The sequence below is a fragment of the Paraburkholderia sp. CI2 genome (assembly GCF_014201055.1).
Lineage (GTDB): Bacteria > Pseudomonadota > Gammaproteobacteria > Burkholderiales > Burkholderiaceae > Paraburkholderia > Paraburkholderia tuberum.
This window is the reverse complement of sequence record NZ_JACHDL010000007.1, coordinates 205620-226395: the sequence shown is the minus strand read 5'-3', so window position 1 is coordinate 226395 and position 20776 is coordinate 205620. Positions and strand designations below refer to the sequence as shown.

General features: G+C 65.6%; 13 protein-coding genes. 7 read left to right on the top strand and 6 right to left on the bottom strand.

Annotated elements, in window-relative coordinates; all coding sequences use genetic code 11:
• Positions 1–190: 190 nt before the first annotated feature.
• Both dnaK and grpE read right to left on the bottom strand, forming a co-directional pair.
• Positions 191–2140: a molecular chaperone DnaK gene (gene dnaK / locus HDG32_RS12980; RefSeq protein ID WP_184067307.1), complete on the bottom strand. Its 1950-nt coding sequence runs from the start codon at positions 2138–2140 to the stop codon at positions 191–193.
• 332 nt (positions 2141–2472) lie between these two features.
• A complete protein-coding gene (gene grpE, locus HDG32_RS12975) occupies positions 2473–3060 on the bottom strand; it encodes a nucleotide exchange factor GrpE (protein WP_184067305.1) in 588 nt (195 codons plus the stop codon).
• Positions 3061–3425: 365 nt separating this feature from the next.
• Between grpE and HDG32_RS12970 the strand changes: the two genes are divergently transcribed.
• Entirely contained in the window at positions 3426–3587 is a 162-nt protein-coding gene (locus HDG32_RS12970; RefSeq protein ID WP_167368620.1) for a hypothetical protein, read from the top strand.
• On the opposite strand, the gene HDG32_RS12965 is transcribed toward HDG32_RS12970, so the two are convergent.
• The 3 genes from HDG32_RS12965 to hrcA all read right to left on the bottom strand — a co-directional run bounded on the left by HDG32_RS12965 (position 3559) and on the right by hrcA (position 6246).
• Positions 3559–3966: an RNA-binding S4 domain-containing protein gene (locus HDG32_RS12965; protein ID WP_018419480.1), complete on the bottom strand. Its 408-nt coding sequence runs from the start codon at positions 3964–3966 to the stop codon at positions 3559–3561. The two genes, HDG32_RS12970 and HDG32_RS12965, sit on opposite strands and share 29 nt — an antisense overlap.
• A gap of 8 nt (positions 3967–3974) precedes the next feature.
• Positions 3975–5045, bottom strand: a complete 1071-nt coding sequence (gene hemH, locus HDG32_RS12960) for a ferrochelatase (RefSeq protein WP_184067302.1) — start codon at positions 5043–5045, stop codon at positions 3975–3977.
• 181 nt (positions 5046–5226) lie between these two features.
• On the bottom strand, positions 5227–6246 hold the full coding sequence (gene hrcA / locus HDG32_RS12955; RefSeq protein ID WP_090803113.1) for a heat-inducible transcriptional repressor HrcA: 1020 nt from the start codon (positions 6244–6246) through the stop codon (positions 5227–5229).
• A gap of 210 nt (positions 6247–6456) precedes the next feature.
• Between hrcA and HDG32_RS12950 the strand changes: the two genes are divergently transcribed.
• Both HDG32_RS12950 and recN read left to right on the top strand, forming a co-directional pair.
• Positions 6457–7359 carry an NAD kinase gene (locus HDG32_RS12950; RefSeq protein WP_184067299.1) on the top strand — a complete coding sequence of 301 codons (903 nt, stop codon included), beginning with the start codon at positions 6457–6459 and terminating at the stop codon, positions 7357–7359.
• Between the two features lie 66 nt (positions 7360–7425).
• Complete coding sequence (recN, locus tag HDG32_RS12945) at positions 7426–9093, top strand: DNA repair protein RecN (protein ID WP_184067296.1); 1668 nt, start codon at positions 7426–7428, stop codon at positions 9091–9093.
• A 105-nt stretch (positions 9094–9198) separates the two neighbouring features.
• Here the strand turns inward: recN and glnE are convergent, their stop codons facing one another.
• A complete protein-coding gene (glnE, locus tag HDG32_RS12940) occupies positions 9199–11994 on the bottom strand; it encodes a bifunctional [glutamate--ammonia ligase]-adenylyl-L-tyrosine phosphorylase/[glutamate--ammonia-ligase] adenylyltransferase (RefSeq protein ID WP_409340026.1) in 2796 nt (931 codons plus the stop codon).
• A 263-nt stretch (positions 11995–12257) separates the two neighbouring features.
• On the opposite strand from glnE, the gene HDG32_RS12935 reads away from it, so the two are divergent.
• The 4 genes from HDG32_RS12935 to aroG all read left to right on the top strand — a co-directional run bounded on the left by HDG32_RS12935 (position 12258) and on the right by aroG (position 20581).
• On the top strand, positions 12258–16520 hold the full coding sequence (locus HDG32_RS12935) for a YhdP family protein (RefSeq protein ID WP_184067290.1): 4263 nt from the start codon (positions 12258–12260) through the stop codon (positions 16518–16520).
• A gap of 153 nt (positions 16521–16673) precedes the next feature.
• On the top strand, positions 16674–17537 hold the full coding sequence (locus HDG32_RS12930) for a carbon-nitrogen hydrolase family protein (protein ID WP_184067287.1): 864 nt from the start codon (positions 16674–16676) through the stop codon (positions 17535–17537).
• An 87-nt stretch (positions 17538–17624) separates the two neighbouring features.
• Positions 17625–19091 (top strand): metalloprotease TldD, encoded by a 1467-nt coding sequence (tldD, locus tag HDG32_RS12925; RefSeq protein WP_018419472.1) that lies wholly within the window; start codon positions 17625–17627, stop codon positions 19089–19091.
• Between the two features lie 416 nt (positions 19092–19507).
• Positions 19508–20581 carry a 3-deoxy-7-phosphoheptulonate synthase AroG gene (gene aroG, locus HDG32_RS12920; RefSeq protein WP_090805593.1) on the top strand — a complete coding sequence of 358 codons (1074 nt, stop codon included), beginning with the start codon at positions 19508–19510 and terminating at the stop codon, positions 20579–20581.
• Positions 20582–20776 lie beyond the last annotated feature (195 nt).

Here is a 20776-nt window from a genome sequence, read left to right as displayed (position 1 = left end):
GTCTGCGCCGCGCCAGGGCACGGTTCAAAACAACGCCCTCCATAAAACGAACGTGCCCGGAGAGCCCCAAAAAGGCTCGCCAGGCGCGAAAACCGCTCTTGCACTTTGGGCGCCCCGGGGGCGCCGTTCTCGTGCAGCCGGGCCGCGCACATTGCTGTGCACGGCTTTACGGTCGGATGCCGACCTGGCTTTAGTCTTTCTTCACTTCCTTGAAGTCAGCGTCGACCACATCGTCGGCCTGCTGGCTCGCACCCGCCGATGCACCGGCACCGCCCGCCGCGCCCGCCGCCGCTTCGGCACCTTGCGCAGCCTGCATGTCGGCGTACATCTTCTCGCCCATCTTCTGCGAGGCCGTGGCCACCGCTTCGATCTTCGCTTCGATCGCGGCTTTGTCGCTCGAGTTGCTCTTCAGCGCGTCTTCGAGGTCCTTCAACGCGGCTTCGATCTTGTCCTTCTCGCCAGCTTCGAGCTTGTCGCCGTACTCGGTCAGCGCCTTCTTCGTGCTGTGGACGAGGGCGTCACCCTGGTTGCGGGCGTCGGCCAGCTCACGCAGCTTGTGATCTTCTTCCGCGTTCGCTTCGGCGTCCTTCACCATCTTCTCGATTTCGGCTTCGGACAGACCCGAGTTCGCCTTGATCGTGATGCGGTTCTCCTTGCCGGTCGCCTTGTCCTTCGCGCCGACGTGCAGAATGCCGTTCGCGTCGATGTCGAAGCTCACTTCGATCTGCGGCACGCCGCGCGGTGCCGGCGGAATGCCTTCGAGGTTGAACTCGCCGAGCAGCTTGTTGCCCGCTGCCATTTCGCGTTCGCCCTGGAACACCTTGATCGTCACGGCGCCTTGATTATCATCAGCCGTCGAGTAGACCTGCGCGTGCTTGGTCGGGATCGTCGTGTTCTTGTTGATCATCTTCGTCATCACGCCGCCGAGCGTTTCGATGCCGAGCGACAACGGGGTCACGTCGAGCAGCAGCACGTCCTTGCGGTCGCCCGACAGAACCTGGCCCTGGATCGCGGCACCAACGGCCACGGCTTCGTCCGGGTTCACGTCACGGCGCGGATCCTTGCCGAAGAACTCCTTCACCTTTTCCTGCACCTTCGGCATACGGGTCATACCGCCGACCAGGATCACGTCGTCGACTTCGCCGACCTTCACGCCCGCATCCTTGATCGCGACGCGGCACGGCTCGATGGTGCGTTCGATCAGGTCTTCGACCAGCGCTTCCAGCTTGGCGCGCGTGATCTTCAGGTTCAGGTGCTTCGGACCCGATGCGTCCGCCGTGATGTACGGCAGGTTGATTTCGGTCTGCTGGCTCGACGACAGCTCGATCTTGGCCTTTTCAGCCGATTCCTTCAGGCGCTGCAGCGCGAGCACGTCTTTCGACAGATCGACGCCCTGCTCCTTCTTGAACTCGCCGATGATGTAGTCGATGATGCGCTGGTCGAAGTCTTCGCCGCCGAGGAACGTATCGCCGTTCGTGGACAGCACTTCGAACTGCATTTCACCGTCGACGTCCGCGATTTCGATGATCGACACGTCGAACGTACCGCCGCCCAGGTCGTACACCGCGATCTTGCGATCGCCCTTTTCAGCTTTGTCCAGACCGAACGCGAGAGCCGCGGCGGTCGGTTCGTTGATGATCCGCTTGACTTCCAGACCGGCGATGCGGCCGGCGTCCTTGGTTGCCTGACGCTGGCTGTCGTTGAAGTACGCCGGCACCGTGATCACGGCTTCCGTGACGGTCTCGCCAAGGTAGTCCTCAGCGGTCTTCTTCATCTTGCGCAGGACTTCGGCGGAGATTTGCGGCGGCGCGAGCTTCTGGTCGCGCACTTCGACCCACGCGTCACCGTTGTCGGCCTTGATGATCTTGTAGGGCATCAGGCCGATGTCCTTCTGCACTTCCTTCTCTTCGAAGCGGCGGCCGATCAGGCGCTTGACCGCGAACAGCGTGTTCTTCGGGTTCGTGACCGACTGACGCTTGGCCGGCGCGCCGACCAGGATCTCGCTGTCATCCATGTAAGCGATGATCGACGGCGTGGTGCGCGCGCCTTCCGAGTTCTCGATGACCTTGACCGAGTTGCCTTCCATGATCGCCACGCACGAGTTGGTCGTGCCGAGGTCGATACCGATGATTTTGCCCATTTTTACAAATCTCCTGACTTTGATCGCTGCGGAAAGCGCCCGGTTGACCCATCTGGCGGCGGGACGATCCGCTCTCAATTCATACCTGCACTCAAAATAAGTGCGGCCACATCGTTTTCAAGACCTCTTTTGCGATGCGGTCTTTAATTTTTTTCAATCACGGGGCGAGGCGCCTGAATCTTCGCTGCGAGCCCGCTCCGTCAGTCTGCGCGGCGCCCCCGGCGTGGTTCGCCGGAGGTGCCTGAATCGATCGGACCTTTGCGGCACGTAGCGATGCGAAGCGACGCAGCAGACGCCACCGGCGCAAACGCCCTGAGCGAGTGTCGACGTGATTACTTCGGCGCCGCGACGGTCACGAGCGCGGGACGCAGTACGCGATCCGCGATCACAAAGCCCTTTTGCAGCACCGCGACGACGGTGTTCGGCTCCTGGTCGGCCGGCACCATCGAAATGGCCTGATGACGATGCGGATCGAACTTTTCGCCGACCGGATTGATCGCCACGACTCGACCCTTCTCGAGCGCGCCGCTCAACTGCCGCAGCGTGAGCTCGACGCCTTCGCGGACCTTCTGCAAGTCGTCGGACGAATGGGCGACGGCCGCCTCGAGACTGTCGACCACCGGCAGCAGATGCTCGGCGAAGCTCTCGATCGCAAACTTGTGCGCCTTGGCGACGTCTTCCTGAGCGCGCCGACGCACGTTTTCGGTTTCGGCCTTCGCGCGCAGGAAGCTTTCCTGCAACTCGGCGATCTTCGCCTGAGCGTCGGCCAGCGCCTGCTCGGCGGCACCCTGGGCCGGTTCCGGGGCGGCGCCGGTGTCCGGCTGTTGAGCAGCGGCCCCGGCCGCCTCGGCGGCCTGGCGCGCGGCTTCGTCGGCGGGCGTGGGATTCTGGCTCGTCGGGTTCTCTTGCGTGTTTTCCATGTCGCTGAAAGTCGTTAAAAAGTAAAAGCCAAAGGCGGTGCAAGCCGTTCCGACACAGTACGATTCATGCTTTGCAAAATCGCGACTCGCGTCTTCGCGCCGATCCGCCAGACCGGACCCCAGATGGGGCCTGAAAAAGCCGTTTCAAGCGGGTCGAGGGTTTTTTCGCACCACCGACGTGCAGGCGAAATGCGCCGTAACAAGCCTCAACGTGGCGCAATCAGATAGAGATTGAGTGCAGCCCGCAACTGACCTATTCTCCAGTCATGGAGCGGCAACGCCACGTTAACCCTAATCTGACGTAAGCGTTACCGACACCTGACAGTCGTTCCGATAGCCTGTTTCAGCCCATCAAGGGGAGTACCGTGAAACTGACCTTTGCAATCGGGGTGGTCGCACTGGTACTGATCGCGGGCACCACGACCATCTGCATGTCCGGTGCGGTCAACGACCACACCACCGAGTACGGCGGCGCACACGCCACCGTGGAGCAGTTTCTCAATCCCCACCTGAAAATCTGTCGATAGTGCGCCGGTCGCGTTTGGTCGGTCGGCCGTGCAGCGCGGCGGCCGGCTCGTGGTAGACCTTGCGCCGTTCCTGCTCGACCTGCCGCTTCGCCTTGCTCTGCGCGGTTTCCACATAAAGCGTCTGCGCGACGCTCGCCGGACCGCGTACGTCGCATACGCCCAGCACCTCCACCTGCCACACGTAGCGCTCGATCTCGATTTCGACCAGATCGCCGACACGCACGTCCTTCGCCGGCTTCACGGCGACGCCGCCGATACGCACCCGCCCCTTGTCGACCGCCTCCGCGGCCAGCGAACGCGTCTTGAAGAAGCGCGCGGCCCACAGCCATTTGTCGATGCGCAGTTTCGCGCCCGGTTCGGTTGAAATGCGGTAGTTCATCTGCGTATTCAAGCTCCTGTCGTGTGCGGCACCGGCACCGCCTGCACGGGCCAGCCCTGCAGATGCTGCGCAACGATTTCGCCAAGCGCGGCAACCCACGGCTGCGACGCGTTCAGACAGGCGATCCGGTGAAACTCCTTGCCACCCGCCTGCAGAAATTCGCCGCGCACTTCCATGCCGATTTCCTCGATCGTTTCGAGGCAGTCGGCGGTGAAACCCGGGCAAAACACGTCAGCACGCCGCACGCCTGCCGCGCCGAGTTCCTTCAACGTCGGCGCCGTGTAGGGCTGCAGCCATTCGGCATTGCCGAAGCGCGACTGGAACGTGATGCGGCATTCGACCGACGTCAAATCGAGCGCCTGCATCAGCAGCGCGCCGGTCTGCTGGCATTGCTCGTGGTACGGGTCGCCGAGGTCGAGCGTGCGCTTGGGCACGCCGTGGAAACTGAGCACGAGCTTGTCGCCCGCCGCGAAATCGGGGCGGCCGTGCAGATGCCAGTAGTGGTGCACCTGTGCGGCGAGCGCCGCGATGTACGCCGGATGATCGGCGTACTGGCGCACGGTGCGGATTTCCGGCTGGTTGCGCATGCGCTTGAGCGCGGAAAAGGCTTCGTCGAACGCGGTCGCAGTGGTCGACGCCGAATACTGCGGATACATCGGCATCAGCAACACGCGCTCGGCGCCCGCGAGCTTCAGCTGGTTCAGCATTGCCGGAATGCCGGGCGTGCCGTAGCGCATCGCGTAGTCGACCAGCACCGTGTAGTCGTTCAGTTGCAGCAGATGGCGCAGGCCCTCGACCTGCTTTTCGGTGTGGACGCGCAGCGGTGAGCCCTCGGGCATCCACACCGCCGCATACTTCTTCGCAGAGCTGCGGCCGCGAAACGGCAGAATCAGCAGACGCAGAATGAGCTGCCACAGCAGCGCCGGAATTTCGACCACGCGAGGATCGGACAGGAACTGCGCGAGGTAGCGGCGCACCGCGCGCGGCGTCGGCGCGTCGGGCGTGCCGAGATTGATCAGCAACACGGCGACGCGATGCGACGTGGCGTTCTGTGAAGGCCGCTCGAGGTCGAAGCGCATAGGTAGCAGAAATCACCGCATTTTGCGGCGAGTCGATTCAATGGAGATTCATTATAGCGGTGCGGGTTCTGCCCGGCGCCGCCAGAGACCCCTGGCCATTCGGACGATTGGCAGACACCGCGCGTTCGCGCATCATGATCGCCACGGACTGCGATGACGACAGTTCCGCGGAGCCCGAGGACTACTGCTGGCTGAGCGTCATGGACAACAGCCGCGCGGTGATGTCCACGATCGGAATCACGCGGTTGTAGGCCATGCGGGTCGGTCCGATCACACCGAGCGTGCCGACGATCTTGCCGTTCACCTCGTACGGCGCGGTGACGACGCTCATTTCCTCGATCGGTACCAGATTCGATTCGCCGCCAATGAATATTTGCACGCCCGCCGCGTGACTCGACACGTCGAGCAACTGAAGGAGGCTGGTCTTCTGGTCGAACACATCGAACAGCTTGCGCAGGCGCGCCATGTCCGACGAAAGATCGGCGACCTCGAGCAGATTGCGCTCGCCCGAGATCAACACGGTCTCGCCGGTGTCGGATTCGTCGGTGCTGGCGGTGACGGCCGCGTGCATCAGCGAGGTCATGTCGCCACGCAGCTCGTCGATTTCCTCGCGCAGGCGGCGGCGCACCTCGTCGAACGAGAGGCCCGCGAAGTGCGCGTTGATGTAATTGGAGGCTTCCACCAGCTGCGAAGGCGAAAAGTCGCGCTGGGTGGCGAGGATGCGGTTTTGCACGTCGCCTTCGGGCGTCACGATGATCAGCAGAATGCGCTGGTCGGACAGGCGCATGAATTCGATCTGCTTGAACACATGGCTGCGACGCGGCGTGAGCACGACGCCGGCGAACTGCGACAGATTTGAGAGCACGCTCGCCGCCGCGGCGACGATCTTCTGCGGCTCGCCCACCTGCAGCGTGGTCTTGACGGTGCGCGTCACCGCCTCCTCGTCGGCGGCGGATTCGACGGTCAGCATCGTGTCGACGAACAGGCGGTAGCCGCGTGGCGTCGGAATGCGCCCTGCCGACGTATGCGGACTGATCACGAGCCCCAGATCCTCGAGGTCCGACATCACGTTGCGGATCGTGGCCGGACTCAGTTCGAGGCCCGAATAACGTGACAGCGTGCGCGAGCCGACCGGCTGACCTTCGGCGATGTAGCGCTCAATCAGCGTTTTGAGGAGGGTTTGTGCGCGAGGATCTAGCATGACGAAAAATTTTAGCTCATTGGCATCGCAGCCGAGAGCGCCCGCGGCGCCCGCTCCCGGCGAATGCACCGCCGTCGGCGGGCTCGCATGTCATCGGGTCTTCACCATTCTAACGATAATCGCGACATACGCAGACGCCCTGCGTGCGCCGCCCCACAACCGGGTTGGTCTGCGGTTCTTTTCAGGCCCTACCTATGGTGTAATGCCGGCATGCAAGTGACCAGCCAGTTCAAGACCGTCGCGCTCGTCGGGCGCAGCAATACGCCAGGCATCGGCGAGCCGCTGACCGCGCTCGCCGCCTGCATCGCGAAGCTCGGCCTCGAAGTCGTGTTCGAAGCAGACACCGCCGCCGAAATCGGCGTGACCGACTATCCGGCGCTGCGTCTCGCCGAGATCGGCGCGCGCGCCGACGTCGCCGTGGTGCTCGGCGGCGACGGCACGATGCTCGGCATCGGCCGCCAGCTCGCGCCGTATCGCACGCCCTTGATCGGCATCAACCACGGGCGGCTCGGCTTCATCACGGACATTCCGATCTCCGACATGCGCGAGATCGTGCCGCAGATGCTGTCCGGCAATTTCGAGCGCGAGGAGCGCTTGCTGCTCGAAGCGCGCATCGTGCGCGACGGCACGCCGATCTACCACGCGCTCGCGTTCAACGACGTGGTGGTCAACCGCAGCGGCTTCTCGGGCATGGCGGAGTTGCGCGTGTCGGTCGATGGCCGCTTCATGTACAACCAGCGCTCGGACGGCCTGATCGTCGCGACGCCGACCGGCTCGACCGCGTATTCGCTGTCCTCGCAGGGGCCGATCCTGCATCCGCAACTACAGGGCATCGTGCTCGTGCCGATCGCGCCGCACGCGCTGTCGAACCGGCCGATCGTGCTGCCGGACGAATCGAAGGTCAGCATCCAGATCGTTTCCGGGCGCGAGGTGAACGTCAATTTCGACATGCAGTCGTTCACGTCGCTGGAGCTCGGTGACACGATCGAGGTGCGCCGTTCGCGTCACACGGTGCCGATGCTGCATCCGGTCGGCTACAGCTACTATGCGACGCTACGCAAGAAGCTGCACTGGCACGAGTACCCGTCGCACGAAGAAGACCCGAGGCCGTAAGCGGCACTTTGATTTCGCACGCCGCCGCGGCCGCCACCCGAATCCCAAGCTCACCCGACGACCTCCATGCTTCGCCACCTCTCGATACGCGACTTCGTCATCGTCGCCGCGCTCGACCTCGAATTCGACAGCGGCTTTACCGTTTTCTCGGGCGAAACCGGCGCCGGCAAATCGATCCTGATCGACGCGCTCGCGCTGGCACTAGGCGCGCGCGCCGAGGCGAGCGTCGTGCGCACCGGCGAGAGCCGCGCCGACATCACCGCGGAGTTCGAGACGCACGCACAGGTCGATCAATGGCTCGACACGCAGGCGCTCGGCGCGGCCGACAACGGCCAGCACGGCGGCACCGTGATGCTGCGGCGGGTGGTCGACGCGAACGGCCGCTCGCGCGCGTTCATCAACGGTACGGCGGCCACGCTCGCGCAGCTGCGCGAGGTCGGCGAGATGCTCGTCGATATTCACGGCCAGCACGCGCACCAGTTGCTGATGCGCCCCGACGCGCAGCGCGAGCTGTTCGACACGCACGCGGGCCTGTCCGACCTGGCCGCCGCCGTCACGCGCGCGTGGCGCACGTGGCGCGACAAGGCGCAGGTCGTCGAGCACGCGCAAACGCGCGATCGCGAGCTGCAACTCGAACGCGAGCGACTCGCGTGGCAACTCACCGAACTCGACAAGCTCGCGCCACAGCCGGGCGAATGGGAAGAAGTCAACACCGAGCATCGGCGGCTGTCGCATTCCGCGAATCTGATCGACGGCGTGCAGGGAGCGCTCGGCGCGCTGTCCGAATCGGACGACGCGATGATCACGCATCTCGGCTCGATCGTGTCGAAGGTGCGCGACCTCGCGGAGATCGACCCCGCGCTGAACGACGTGCTCGCCGCGCTCGAACCGGCCGAAATCCAGTTGCAGGAAGCCGCGTATTCGCTGAGCCACTACGCGCAGAAGCTCGAGCTCGATCCGGAGCGGCTCGCGCAGGTCGAAAAACGCCTCGACGCGCTGCACTCGGCCGCGCGCAAGTTCCGCCTGCGGCCTGAGACGCTGCCGGAAGAACACGCCGAGCGGCGCAAGCAACTGGCCGCGCTCGACGCCGCCGCCGACCTCGACGGCCTGCGCGCCGCCGAAGCGCAAGCGAAGGAAGTGTTCGTCGCCGAGGCGAAAAAGCTGTCGAAGGCACGCGCGAAAGCAGGCAAGGCGCTCGGCGAGGCGGTCACGACCGGCATGCAGGAACTGTCGATGAAAGGCGGCAGCTTCGACGTCGCGCTGGTGCCGCTGCCCGAAGGTGGCGCGCACGGGCTCGAGCAGATCGAGTTCCGCGTCGCCGGTCATGCCGGCGTGCCGCTGCGGCCGCTCGCGAAGGTTGCGTCAGGCGGCGAACTCGCGCGTATCAGTCTCGCGCTCGCAGTGATCGCGAGCGCGGCCAGCCCGACACCGACCCTGATCTTCGACGAAGTGGATACGGGCATCGGCGGCGGCGTGGCCGAAGTGGTCGGACGGCTATTGCATCAGCTCGGCGAGGCGCGCCAGGTGCTGTGCGTGACCCATCTGCCGCAGGTCGCCGCGCGCGGCGATCATCATTTCCAGGTCGCAAAGATGAGCAACGGCACCGGCGGCACGCTCAGCAGCGTGAGCGCGCTCGACAAGGCGAGCCGCATCGAGGAAGTCGCGCGCATGCTCGGCGGCCTCGAAATCACGGCGACCACGCGCAAGCACGCGAAGGAAATGCTGGCCGCCTGAAATTGCGCCGCGCATAGGCGGCCGCACACGGCAGAGTCGGCCTGGCCGGGACGTCACACCGATCCCGGCCGCGCATGATGCGCTACGCGAAGTGCATGAGCGCCCTTACCCAAACACCCTCTTCCACAACGCCAGCACCGCCTCGCGCTCGGCCGCGACCAGCGCCGGATCGACCCGCGCCTTCTCCATCCCATCGAGCCGCAGCGTGTGCTGCAGCTTGCGATAGCGCCGATAGGCGGCGCCGACCGTCTCCGCTTCCGCTTCGCTCATCAGCCCGAAACGCGACACCTCACGCAGCAGCGCGATATTGCCGGTATTGCGGATCAGCTCGGGATCGCGCGCCGCATGCAGCAGCACCCAGTACTGCACGGTGAACTCGATATCGACCATGCCGCCGCGGTCGTGCTTCAGGTCGAACAGCGCCGGCGTATGGTTCGGGTGTCCCGCCTCGACACGCGCGCGCATCTCGACGATCTCTTTCGCGAGCGGCGCCGCTTCGCGCGGCGTCGTCAGCACCTGTTCGCGGATCGCCTCGAACTTCCCGCCGATCTCCGGATCGCCCGCGCAGTAGCGCGCACGCGTCAGCGCCTGATGCTCCCACACCCACGCGGTATTCGCCGCGTCGCCCTCGCGCAGCTGGTAGCGACGGAACGCATCGAGGTCGGTGATGAGCAGGCCCGACTCGCCGTTGGGTCGCAGCCGCAGGTCGATGTCGAACAATGTGCCGGCGCCGGTCGCGGTGGTCAGCCATGTGATCAGACGCCGTGTGTAGGTTGCGTAGACGTCGGCGGCGGCATCGCCGGGATCGTCGTACAGAAAGATCACGTCGAGGTCCGACGCGTAGCCGAGCTCCTTGCCACCGAGCTTGCCGTAGGCGATCACCGCGAAGCGCGGCACGTCGCGATGACGTTTGGCCAACTGCTTCCACACGGCTTCGATCGTCACGTCGAGCACTGCGTCGGCGAGCTCGGACAGCCTGTCGCTGACGTGCTCGACGGACAGCTTGCCGGCAAGCTCGATCAGCAGAATGCGGAACACCTCGGCCTGATGCGCGTGACGCAGCAGATCCATCTGCTGCTCGACGCCATCGGCGGCGGCGAGCCGCAAACGCAACGTACGCTTGAATTCAGCCCAGTCGAACGGACTGTTGATCGCCTCGACGTCGAGCAGCTCGTCGAGCAGCTGCGGATGGCGGATCAGATAACCGGCCGCCCAGCGCGAGCCGCCCAGCACCGACAGCACCTGGTGCAGCGCCTGCGGATACTCGGTCAGAAGCGCCAGATACGCGCCGCGCCGGCTCACCGCTTCGAGCAGATCGAACAGGCGCGCGACCGTATCGCCGCGCCGCCCGGCCGGCTCCAGCGTGCGCGCGGCTTCGAGCGCGCGCTGCGCGACGATGTCGAAACGCTGCCGGCTGCGCTCGTTCAGGCCCGTGTAGCGCGACGAGCGCCACACCGCCTGCAGCCGGGCGAGCAGCTCACCGGGCTCGGCCACCCCCAGTTCGACGAGGCGCGCGCGCAGTGCGTCGTCGGCGCTATCGTCGGCGAGCGCGCTGCTCCACACCCACGCGGCCGCGCCGTCCTCGGGTGCGCCGCAACCGTCGCGGCCGCCCACCTTGTCGGCGAAAATCTGGTCGAACTGCTGTTCGACGAACTCGCGATGCGCGTCGAGCTTCGTCATCAATTGCGGGTAGTCGTCGCAGCCCATCACGCGCGCGAGCGCCATGCGGTCTTCGGCATCGACGGGCATCGCGTGGGTCTGCGCGTCGTTGCGATATTGCAAACGATGCTCGAGCTCCCGCAGAAAGCGATACGCCTGCGACAGCTTCACGCACACCGACGGGTCCATCAACCCATTCGTGGCCGCGTGGCGCAGCACGGCGAGCGTCGGCCGCACGCGAAAGCCGGCGTCCTGGCCGCCGCGGATCAGCTGGAACACCTGCGCGCTGAATTCGATTTCACGGATGCCGCCACGGCCGAGCTTGATGTCGTCGGCCTTGTCGGGGCGCATCGACGCGCGGCGCTGCGCCTCCTGGCGGATCTGCAGATGCAGCGCGCGAATCGCGCTGATCACGCCGAAATCCAGATAGCGTCGATAGACGAACGGCGTGACGATCGCCCCGAGCTGCTTCTGCAGCCGCTGCGCCGAGGCGCTCGCGCCCTCGGACACGAGCCGGCCCTTGATCCACGCGTAGCGCTCCCACTCGCGGCCCTGCACATAGAAATACTCTTCGAGCATGCCGAGGCTGCATACGAGCGGCCCCGAATCGCCGTTCGGCCGCAGACGCATATCGACGCGAAACACGTAGCCGTCGGCGGTGACTTCGGCGAGCGCGCCGATCAGCCGCTTGCCGAGCCGCGTGAAGAACTCCTGGGTCGCGAGCGGCGAGCGCTGGCCGCCGGCGGTCTCGCCGTCGTCCTCATAGACGAAGATCAGGTCGATATCCGACGACACGTTCAGCTCGCGCCCGCCGAGCTTGCCCATACCGACCACGCCGAGCGTGAGCCGTTCGCCCTGCTGGTCGCGCGGCTCGCCATACAGCGCTTCGAGCTCGGCGCTCAGCACCGTCAGCGCGCGCTGGATCGTCGTTTCCGCGAGATCGGTCATCGCGCCGGTGACTTCGGCGATATCGGCCTCACCGGCCAGGTCGCGCTCCATCACCGCGCAGAATACTTCGGTGCGCAGCTGGCGCAGCGCGCGCTTCAGCGCATCTTCGTTGACCGGCGCACCGGCTGGGCCCGCCGCCTCGGCGCACAGTTCGTCGAGACGCGCGTCGATGCGCTCGCGCGTCAGCGGTTCGTCGGCCAGCGCGCCGACATGCGCGACCAGTTGCGGGCGGGCCGCGGCGGCGCGCGCGGCATAGTGCGAATAGCTGGAACTCAGGAGGGTGGCGTCAGTCATCAAAAATCTGGCTCGCTCGTTGCTTGATCGAATTTGTCCGGCGGTATTCTGACGTTGTACGGTGTCGTTCCGGGGTCGTTGTCGTGTCGTTCCGTCGTGCCATCGGCATGCGGCGACAAGCGTGCCGGCCCCCGTGCCGGACGGCCTCGCCAATCGCCGTCACGGGCCGTCGGACAGGGTTTGCAGGAGGTCCGCCGACGCTTTCCCGTGTGATACATTTCGTCGTTAACACGCAAAACTACCATACGCCCAGCCGCCGCAGCATGTCCGAGCGAAACGAATCCGCCGACCCGCAAACCCCACCGCAGGTCCGGCATGTGAGCGGAAGCGACCACATCGTGCTGCGTCGGACGTTGCGCGTGCTCGCCGCGCTCGCGCTCGTCCTCTATTTCATCGCGGGCGGACTGTTTCTGGGTTTGCGCTACGTGGTGCTGCCGCGCGCCGACATGTTCCGGCCGCGCATCGAAGCCGCGGTCTCCGACAAGCTGCGCACCCAATTCACGATCGGCCGGCTCGCGCCGCACTGGAGCGGCTTCCAGCCAGGGCTCGATGTCACGAATCTCGTCATCCGCGATCACGACGGCCAACCCGCGCTGACGATTCCGCACGCCACCGCGTCGGTGTCCTGGCGCTCGCTGTGGGAGTTTCATCTGGCGCTGTCGAGCCTGATCGTCGATCAGCCGGACGTGCTGGTGTCGCGCAGCGAGGACGGCGTGCTGTCGGTCGCGGGCGTGCCGGTGCCGACGCGCCACAGCGGCAACGACGCGCTGTCCACCTGGTTGTTGCGTCAGCAGGCGATCGTCGTGCGCGGCGGCGTGCTGCGCTGGCGCGACGCGACGCGCAACGAACCCGAACTGGCGCTGCGCGACATCCGCATCGCGATCCTCAATGACGGCCGCGACCACCGCATGGCGCTGCAGGCGCCACCCGACGGCCAGGTGCTGAAAGGCCCGCTCGACTTCCGCACGCACTTCCGCCACGCGCCGCTCTCGGCGCTCGGCAAGCCGATCAACTGGAGCGGGCAGGTGTACATGTCGACGGGCCCGGTCGATCTGCCGACGCTCGCGCGCTACGTCCAGTTCCCGATCGAGACGTTCGCCGGCCGCATCGACAATGCAATCTGGATCGACTTCAGCGAAGGCCGCATGACCCAGGCGACCGGCCAGTTGAGCGGTTACGACGTCGCGATGCGCGTGCGCCCGACCCAGCCAAAGCTGCTCGTGCCGATCGCCCACTTTCTGTGGCGCGTCGAGGCAAACGAAGGCGAGTACCGGCTGCAGCTGTCGGACCTGCGTGCCGAGCTCGGCCAGCCGCCGCTCGAAGACGGCACGCCGCTCACGCGCATCCTGCGCTTCCGGACCCTCGACAGCCGCTACCGGATGGCGTCGCAGCAGCATGGGCAGCTTTTGAGCGTCAGCGGCGATCGCGTCGATCTCGGCATCCTCGCCGAATTCAGCCGCGCGCTGCCGCTGCCGCGGCACTTTCTCAATGAACTCGTACGCATCAATCCGCGCGGGCGCGTCGCGAACTACGTGATCGAGCTCGAGCGCGGCAAGCCGGAATCCGGAGAAGTGGGCAGCGACCATCGGCCGACGGGTGCCGAACCGATCGAGCGTTATCGCTTCAAGGGCGATTTGCAGGGCATCAGCTTTGCCGCCCAGGAGCCGGGGCCGGGCCTGACGCCGCGCGGCCACCCGCGCGCCGGCGTTCCCGGCATCGAAAACCTGTGGGGCAACGTCGACGCCGATGAAAAAGGCGGCCACGCGAACTTCGATACGACCAACGTGGCGATCACGCTGCCGGGCGTGTTCGACGATCCGCGTCTCACGCTTGCGCGTCTGCACGGCCGCGCCGACTGGACGATGGGCACGAAGGCACCGGGCGACACGCGTCCCGCGTTCGCGCTCAAGCTCAACGATTTCAGCGTATCGAACCCTGACGTCGAGGCGAGCGCGACTGCGAGCTACAGCAATCCCGGCCACGGCCGCGGCTCGCTCGACCTGAAAGCCGACTTCCAGCGCGCGCAGGTGACGCACATCGCCCGCTATCTGCCGACCGCGGTCAGCGAAAAGCTGCGCATTTACCTCGGCCACGGCTTGCAGGCTGGCGTGTCGCATGGCGGCACGATCGAAGTGCACGGCGACCTGACCAAGTTCCCCTACGCGCGCGACCCCGACGCCGGCATCTTCCACATCGTCGCGCCGTTCACGGGCGGCAAGTTCGATCCGACGCCGTTCCCGCCGCGCAACATGCGCAACGGCACGCCAAACGTTTGGCCGCCGCTCGACGGCATCGACGGCGTGTTCGAGCTCAAGCAGAACGTGCTGCGCTTCGACATCGACCGTGGCCGTTACAAGCGCGTCGCGCTGACCGGCGTGAACGGCCGCATCGACGACCTCGGCACCAAAGGCTCGAACCTCACCATAGAGGGCAACGGCCGCGGCCCGCTCGCCGATATGCTCGACTACGTGAACGGCAGCTCGCTCGGCATCATGGCCCGGCACCAGACCGAAAAGATTCGCGCGGAAGGGCCCGCGTCGCTCGCGTTGAAGCTGACGATCCCGCGTACGCCGAAGCCGCATATCGGCGTGGAAGGTGCACTCGGCTTCCGGAACAATCGCCTGAGCGTGAGCAATGCGCCGTCGCTGTCGCAGCTGAACGGCCGGGTGCGCTTCACCGAACGCACGGCCGAGGTCGAGCGGCTCTCCGGCCAGTTCCTCGGCGGTGACGTGCATGCGAACGGCGGCTTGCGGCAAGACGGCACGTACGCGCTCGCGCTCAACGGCCACATCGCCGTCGATGCCGCGCGCGAACTGCATCTGCATGGCCCGGCCGCACAGGTGCTCACGCATATGAGCGGCAGCGCGCCTTATGCATTGCGCGTCACCGGCGCGAAGGGCCGCCTGCCGGAGGTCAGCGCCAACTCTGATCTGAGCGGCCTCGGGCTCGATTTTCCAGCGCCGTTCAAAAAGACTGCCGGCACGCCGATGCCGCTGCACTTCTCGGTCAATCCGTCGACGTTGCCGGGCGAAGCCGGCCTCGAACGCGCCGACCTGACGTTGGGGCCGGTCGCCGCCGCGTATCTGCTGCGCTATCGGCCGAACGCGCAGCCGCGTACGTCACCGACCGTCGTGCGCGGCGCGATCGGCGTGAACCGGCCGGTCGACCTGCCGTCCGAGGGCGTGGTCGCCGCGGCGGACATCAAGGAGATCGATGCCGACGCCTGGCGCGCGCTCGCCGCGCAGCTGCGCGCGGGCGTGAGCGCGGGCGGGGCGAATGGCGTGAACGGCGGTGCGAACGGCGGCAATACCGCCAGCAGCGCGGCCACACCCGCGGCCGCGCCTACGGCCGTGCCGAATCCCATGCTCACGCAGTTCCTGCCGAACCGCTTCGCGCTGCACATCGACATGCTTACGCTGCTCAAGCGTCACTGGGACAACGTGATCGTCGGCGCATCGCACACGGACCGCACGTGGCAGGCGAACATCGCGTCGAATCAGGTGTCAGGCCACGTGTCGTGGCTGCCGGGAGCGACCCGCGAATCGCCGGGCGAACTGCAGGCGCGCTTCGCGCGCGTCGTGATTCCGTCGGTCGCGGACAAGGACCTGCTCGGTCCGGCGATGTCGGCGCCCGCGCTGAACATGCCGTCGATCGATCTGGTCGTCGACGAGCTGATCGTGCACGATCGCAACGTCGGCCGGCTCGAGGTCGACGCGCACAACTTCGAAGAAAACGGCGTGCCGGTCTGGCAGCTCGACAAGCTCGACGTGACGAACCCCACCGCGACGCTGACCGCGACCGCGAACTGGCGCACCTCGACCGAACTGCCCATCTCGGCCGACGAAGCCATGCCGCGCCGCACCGTGTTCGATTTCAAGCTCGACATCAAGGATGCCGGCGCGATGCTCGAGCGCTTCGGTCTGCCGAGGACGCTCAGGGGCGGCACCGGCTCGATTCAGGGCAAGGCCGTGTGGCAAGGCGGCCCGACCACGATCGACTATTCGACGCTGAACGGCAACCTCGCGCTGGATCTACGCCACGGTCAGATCCTGAAGGTCGATCCGGGCGTCGCGACGCTGCTCGGCGTGCTGAGCCTGCAAAGCCTCGCGCGCATCGCCACACTCAATTTCCGCGATGTGATCGGCGAGGGCCTGCCGTTCTCGAGCGTGACGGGTACCGCGCAGATTCATGACGGCATCGCCCGCACCGACAACTTCAGGATGGTGACCGCGCCGGCCCGCGCCGAGATGGTGGGCTCGGTCGACATCGCGCAGAAGAGCCAGGACCTGCACCTGCACGTAGTGCCGACCGTCAGCGCCGGCTCCGCGGTGATCGCCGCGACGGTCATCAATCCGCTGATCGGCCTCGGCGCACTGATCGCCGATATCGCGTTCACACATGGGGTGTCGCACGTATTCGCGCGCGACTACGCGATCACCGGCTCGTGGTCGAAACCGCACGTCGAGCGGGTGACGGGCGAAGGGGGTAAGATTGACGCTCCGGCTTCGACCGTGGAAGCGCACTGAGCTCCGGTTTCCCTGGCGCCGCCGTCTCGAACCACGCGGCCGCTCGTGCCGCTCTATCGACTCAATGCGCCAACGGGGCCGAGCCAGCCCAGAACCATGCATGCGGCGCCCGCGCTTCACGCCGCCGCCCGCCGGGAGTCTTTCGACACGCTCATGAGCGAAACACACGTCACTTCATCCGCATCCGCCGCAACGTCCAGCGGCCTTGTAGCCAGCCCCTTCCGGGTCGCCGCGCTGCAGATGGTCAGCTCGCCGGATCGCGATCGCAATCTCGCCGACGCAGAGCACCTGATCGCCGAAGCCGCCGCCGACGGCGCGCAACTCGTGCTGCTCCCCGAGTATTTCTGTTTCATGGGCTTCAAGGACACCGACAAGCTCGCCGTGCGCGAGCCACATCAGGACGGCCCGATCCAACGCTTTCTCGCCGACGCCGCGCGCCGCCACCAGATCTGGGTGATCGGCGGCACCCTGCCGCTGAACGCACCGGAGCCGTCGCGCGTACTGAACACGACGCTGGTGTTCGACCCGAACGGCAACGAGGCCGCGCGCTACGACAAGATCCACCTGTTCAACTTCGAAAAGGGCGAAGAATCGTTCGACGAAGCGCGCACGATTCGACCCGGCACCTCGGTGCAAAGCTTCGAGGCGCCATTCGGCCGGGTCGGCCTATCGGTCTGCTACGATCTGCGCTTTCCCGAGCTGTACCGGCGCATGGGCGACTGCGCGCTGATCGTGGTGCCGTCGGCGTTTACCTACACGACCGGCCGCGCGCATTGGGAGCTGCTGCTGCGCACTCGCGCGATCGAAAACCAGTGCTATGTGCTCGCCGCGGCGCAAGGCGGCAAACATGAAAACGGCCGCCGCACCTGGGGCCACAGCATGCTGATCGACCCGTGGGGCGAGATCGTCGCGGTGCGCGACGAGGGCGCCGGCGTGGTCGCGGGCAACCTCGAACGCGCGCGCATCGACGAAGTGCGGCAGAGCCTGCCGGCATGGCGTCATCGCGTGCTGACCTGAAACCGACATTGAAACTGCGGCGCCTGCCACGCATATAGCGACGCAGGCGCTCCCCGACCCCTTCGTATCGAGCAGAACATACTTCGCATGAACATCATCGAACCCGGTATCCGTAATCTCGCCGCCGCCAAGGACATCCTCCTCACGCCCTATGGTCTCGACGAATCGCTGCTCACGCGCACGCTCGCCGAAATCTTCACGCACCGCGTCGACTACGCGGACCTGTACTTCCAGACCACCCGCAGCGAAGCGTGGAGTCTCGAGGAAGGCATCGTAAAGTCGGGCAGCTTCAGCATCGATCAGGGTGTCGGCGTGCGCGCCGTGTCGGGCGACCGCACCGCGTTCGCCTACTCGGACGACCTGTCGCCCGAAGCGATCCGCCAGGCGGCCATCGCCACGCGCGCGATCGCCAAGGCAGGCGGCGGCAAGCAGAAGATCAAGGTGGCGTCGTCGCTGACCGGCATCGCCGGGCGCGATCTGTACCTGCCGTCCGACCCGCTGCATTCGCTCGACGCCACCGCCAAGGTCAAGCTGCTCGAGCGCATCGAGCAGATGGCGCGCGGCCGCGACCCGCGCATCCAGCAGGTGATGGCGGGCCTCGCCGGCGAATACGACGTGGTGCTGGTCGCGCGCAGCGACGGCGGCTTCGCGGCCGACATCCGGCCGCTCGTGCGTGTCTCGGTGACGGTGATCGCCGAGCAGAACGGCCGCCGCGAAATCGGCAGCGGCGGCGGCGGCGGGCGTTTCGACTACGGCTATTTCACCGATGAAGTGCTGTCGCGCTATGTCGACGACGCGGTGCACGCCGCTCTCGTCAATCTCGACGCGCGTCCGGCGCCGGCCGGCGCGATGACCGTCGTGCTCGGGCCGGGCTGGCCCGGCGTGCTGCTGCACGAGGCGATCGGCCACGGGCTCGAGGGCGACTTCAACCGCAAAGGGTCGTCGGCATTCGCGGGACGCATCGGCGAGCAGGTCGCCGCGAAGGGCGTCACCGTGGTCGACGACGGCACGCTGCCGAATCGTCGCGGCTCGCTCAATATCGACGACGAAGGTAATCCGACCCAGTGCACGACGCTGATCGAGGACGGCATCCTGAAGGGCTACATCCAGGACACCCTGAACGCGCGTCTGATGAAGATGCCGGTCACCGGCAACGCACGGCGCGAATCGTACGCGGCGCTGCCGATGCCGCGCATGACCAACACGTACATGCTGAACGGCGACAAGGACCCGCAAGAAATCCTCGCATCCGTGAAGAACGGCCTGTATGCGGTGAACTTCGGCGGCGGTCAGGTCGACATCACGAACGGCAAATTCGTGTTCTCGGCCTCCGAGGCGTACATGATCGAGAACGGCAAGATCACGTATCCGGTCAAGGGCGCGACGCTGATCGGCAGCGGACCGGAATCGCTGAAGTACGTCACGATGATCGGCAACGACATGAAGCTCGATTCGGGCGTGGGCGTGTGCGGCAAGGAAGGCCAGAGCGTGCCGGTGGGCGTCGGTCAACCGACGCTGCGCATCGAGCGGATGACGGTCGGCGGCACGGCCTGATTTCGTCACGGATGCACGCTTCGCGCACGCAAGGCGCGAAGTGTGCGGGTTTTCCGCATTTTTCGACGCCCCAGCTTGTCAGCCGAGCCTGTACCGGGTTATAAACTCACTCACCCTTTTTGACCAGCGACGCATTCACTTCGCCATGTCCGCCAAGTTTTATTTTTACTTTTTTTGGTATCTCAGACCGCTGGCGGATCGAGAGGGGTGTTAGTGCACGCAGGACACCGAGAATTCCCGAAAAACCGCCAGCTAGCCTGGCGGTTTTTTTTCGTCTCACGCTTTTCGATACCTGACTGACATTTTGTCGTTGACCATTTTTTGATCGTCGTCCGCTCTGGCCTCGCTGTTTGATCACTGACTGATCGCCCCCGTTGCCCGCGCGAACACGCTACGAACCGATTCAGGAGAACAACATGCCCCCGCACAATACCGATGATGTCCGCATCCGCGAATTGAAAGAACTCACGCCGCCCGCTCACCTGATCCGCGAATTTGCCTGCGACGAGACGGTTTCCAACGTGATCTACGACTCGCGCACCGCGATGCATCGCATTCTGCACGGCATGGACGATCGTCTGATCGTCGTGATCGGCCCGTGCTCGATTCACGATCCGAAGGCCGCGATCGAATACGCGGGGCGTCTGATCGAGCAGCGCAAGCGCTTTGCCGGCGAACTCGAAGTCGTGATGCGCGTGTACTTCGAAAAGCCGCGTACGACGGTGGGGTGGAAGGGTCTCATCAACGACCCGCATATGGACAACAGCTTCAAGATCAACGAAGGTCTGCGCACCGCGCGCGAGTTGCTTCTGCGCATCAACGAACTCGGCCTGCCGGCCGGCACCGAGTACCTCGACATGATCAGCCCGCAGTACATCGCGGATCTGATCTCCTGGGGTGCCATCGGCGCGCGCACGACCGAATCGCAGGTGCACCGGGAACTGGCTTCGGGACTGTCGTGCCCGGTCGGCTTCAAGAACGGCACGGACGGCAACGTGAAGATCGCCGTCGACGCGATCAAGGCCGCCTCGCAGCCGCACCATTTCCTGTCGGTCACGAAGGGCGGCCACTCGGCGATCGTATCGACCGCGGGCAACGAGGACTGCCACGTGATTCTGCGCGGCGGCAAAACGCCGAACTACGACGCCGACAACGTCAACGCGGCCTGCGCGGACATCGGCAAGGCGGGTCTCGCCGCGCGTCTGATGATCGATGCGAGCCACGCGAACAGTTCGAAGAAGCACGAAAACCAGATTCCGGTGTGCGCGGACATCGGCCGTCAGATCGCCGCGGGTGACGAGCGGATCGTCGGCGTGATGGTGGAGTCGCACCTCGTCGCGGGTCGCCAGGATCTGCAGGAAGGCTGCGAGCTCACGTACGGCCAGAGCATTACCGATGCGTGTATCGGCTGGGACGAAAGCGTCGCGGTGCTCGAAGGCCTTGCCGAAGCGGTCAGGCAGCGCCGCGTCGCGCGCGGCAGCGGCAACTGAACGCCTGCCCCGCCACCACGGCGGGGGCTTGTCAGCCGTCCGTAGAAAAAACCCCGGTTCAATTTCGAACCGGGGTTTTTTATTGGCCATTCGGACGAATGGTACTCAGCCTGCCGCCTCGATATCGTCATAGCTCGTTGCCTGGTCGCTTACACGCTTGACCAGGCTGGAGAATGCGTATAAGATTTTATACAT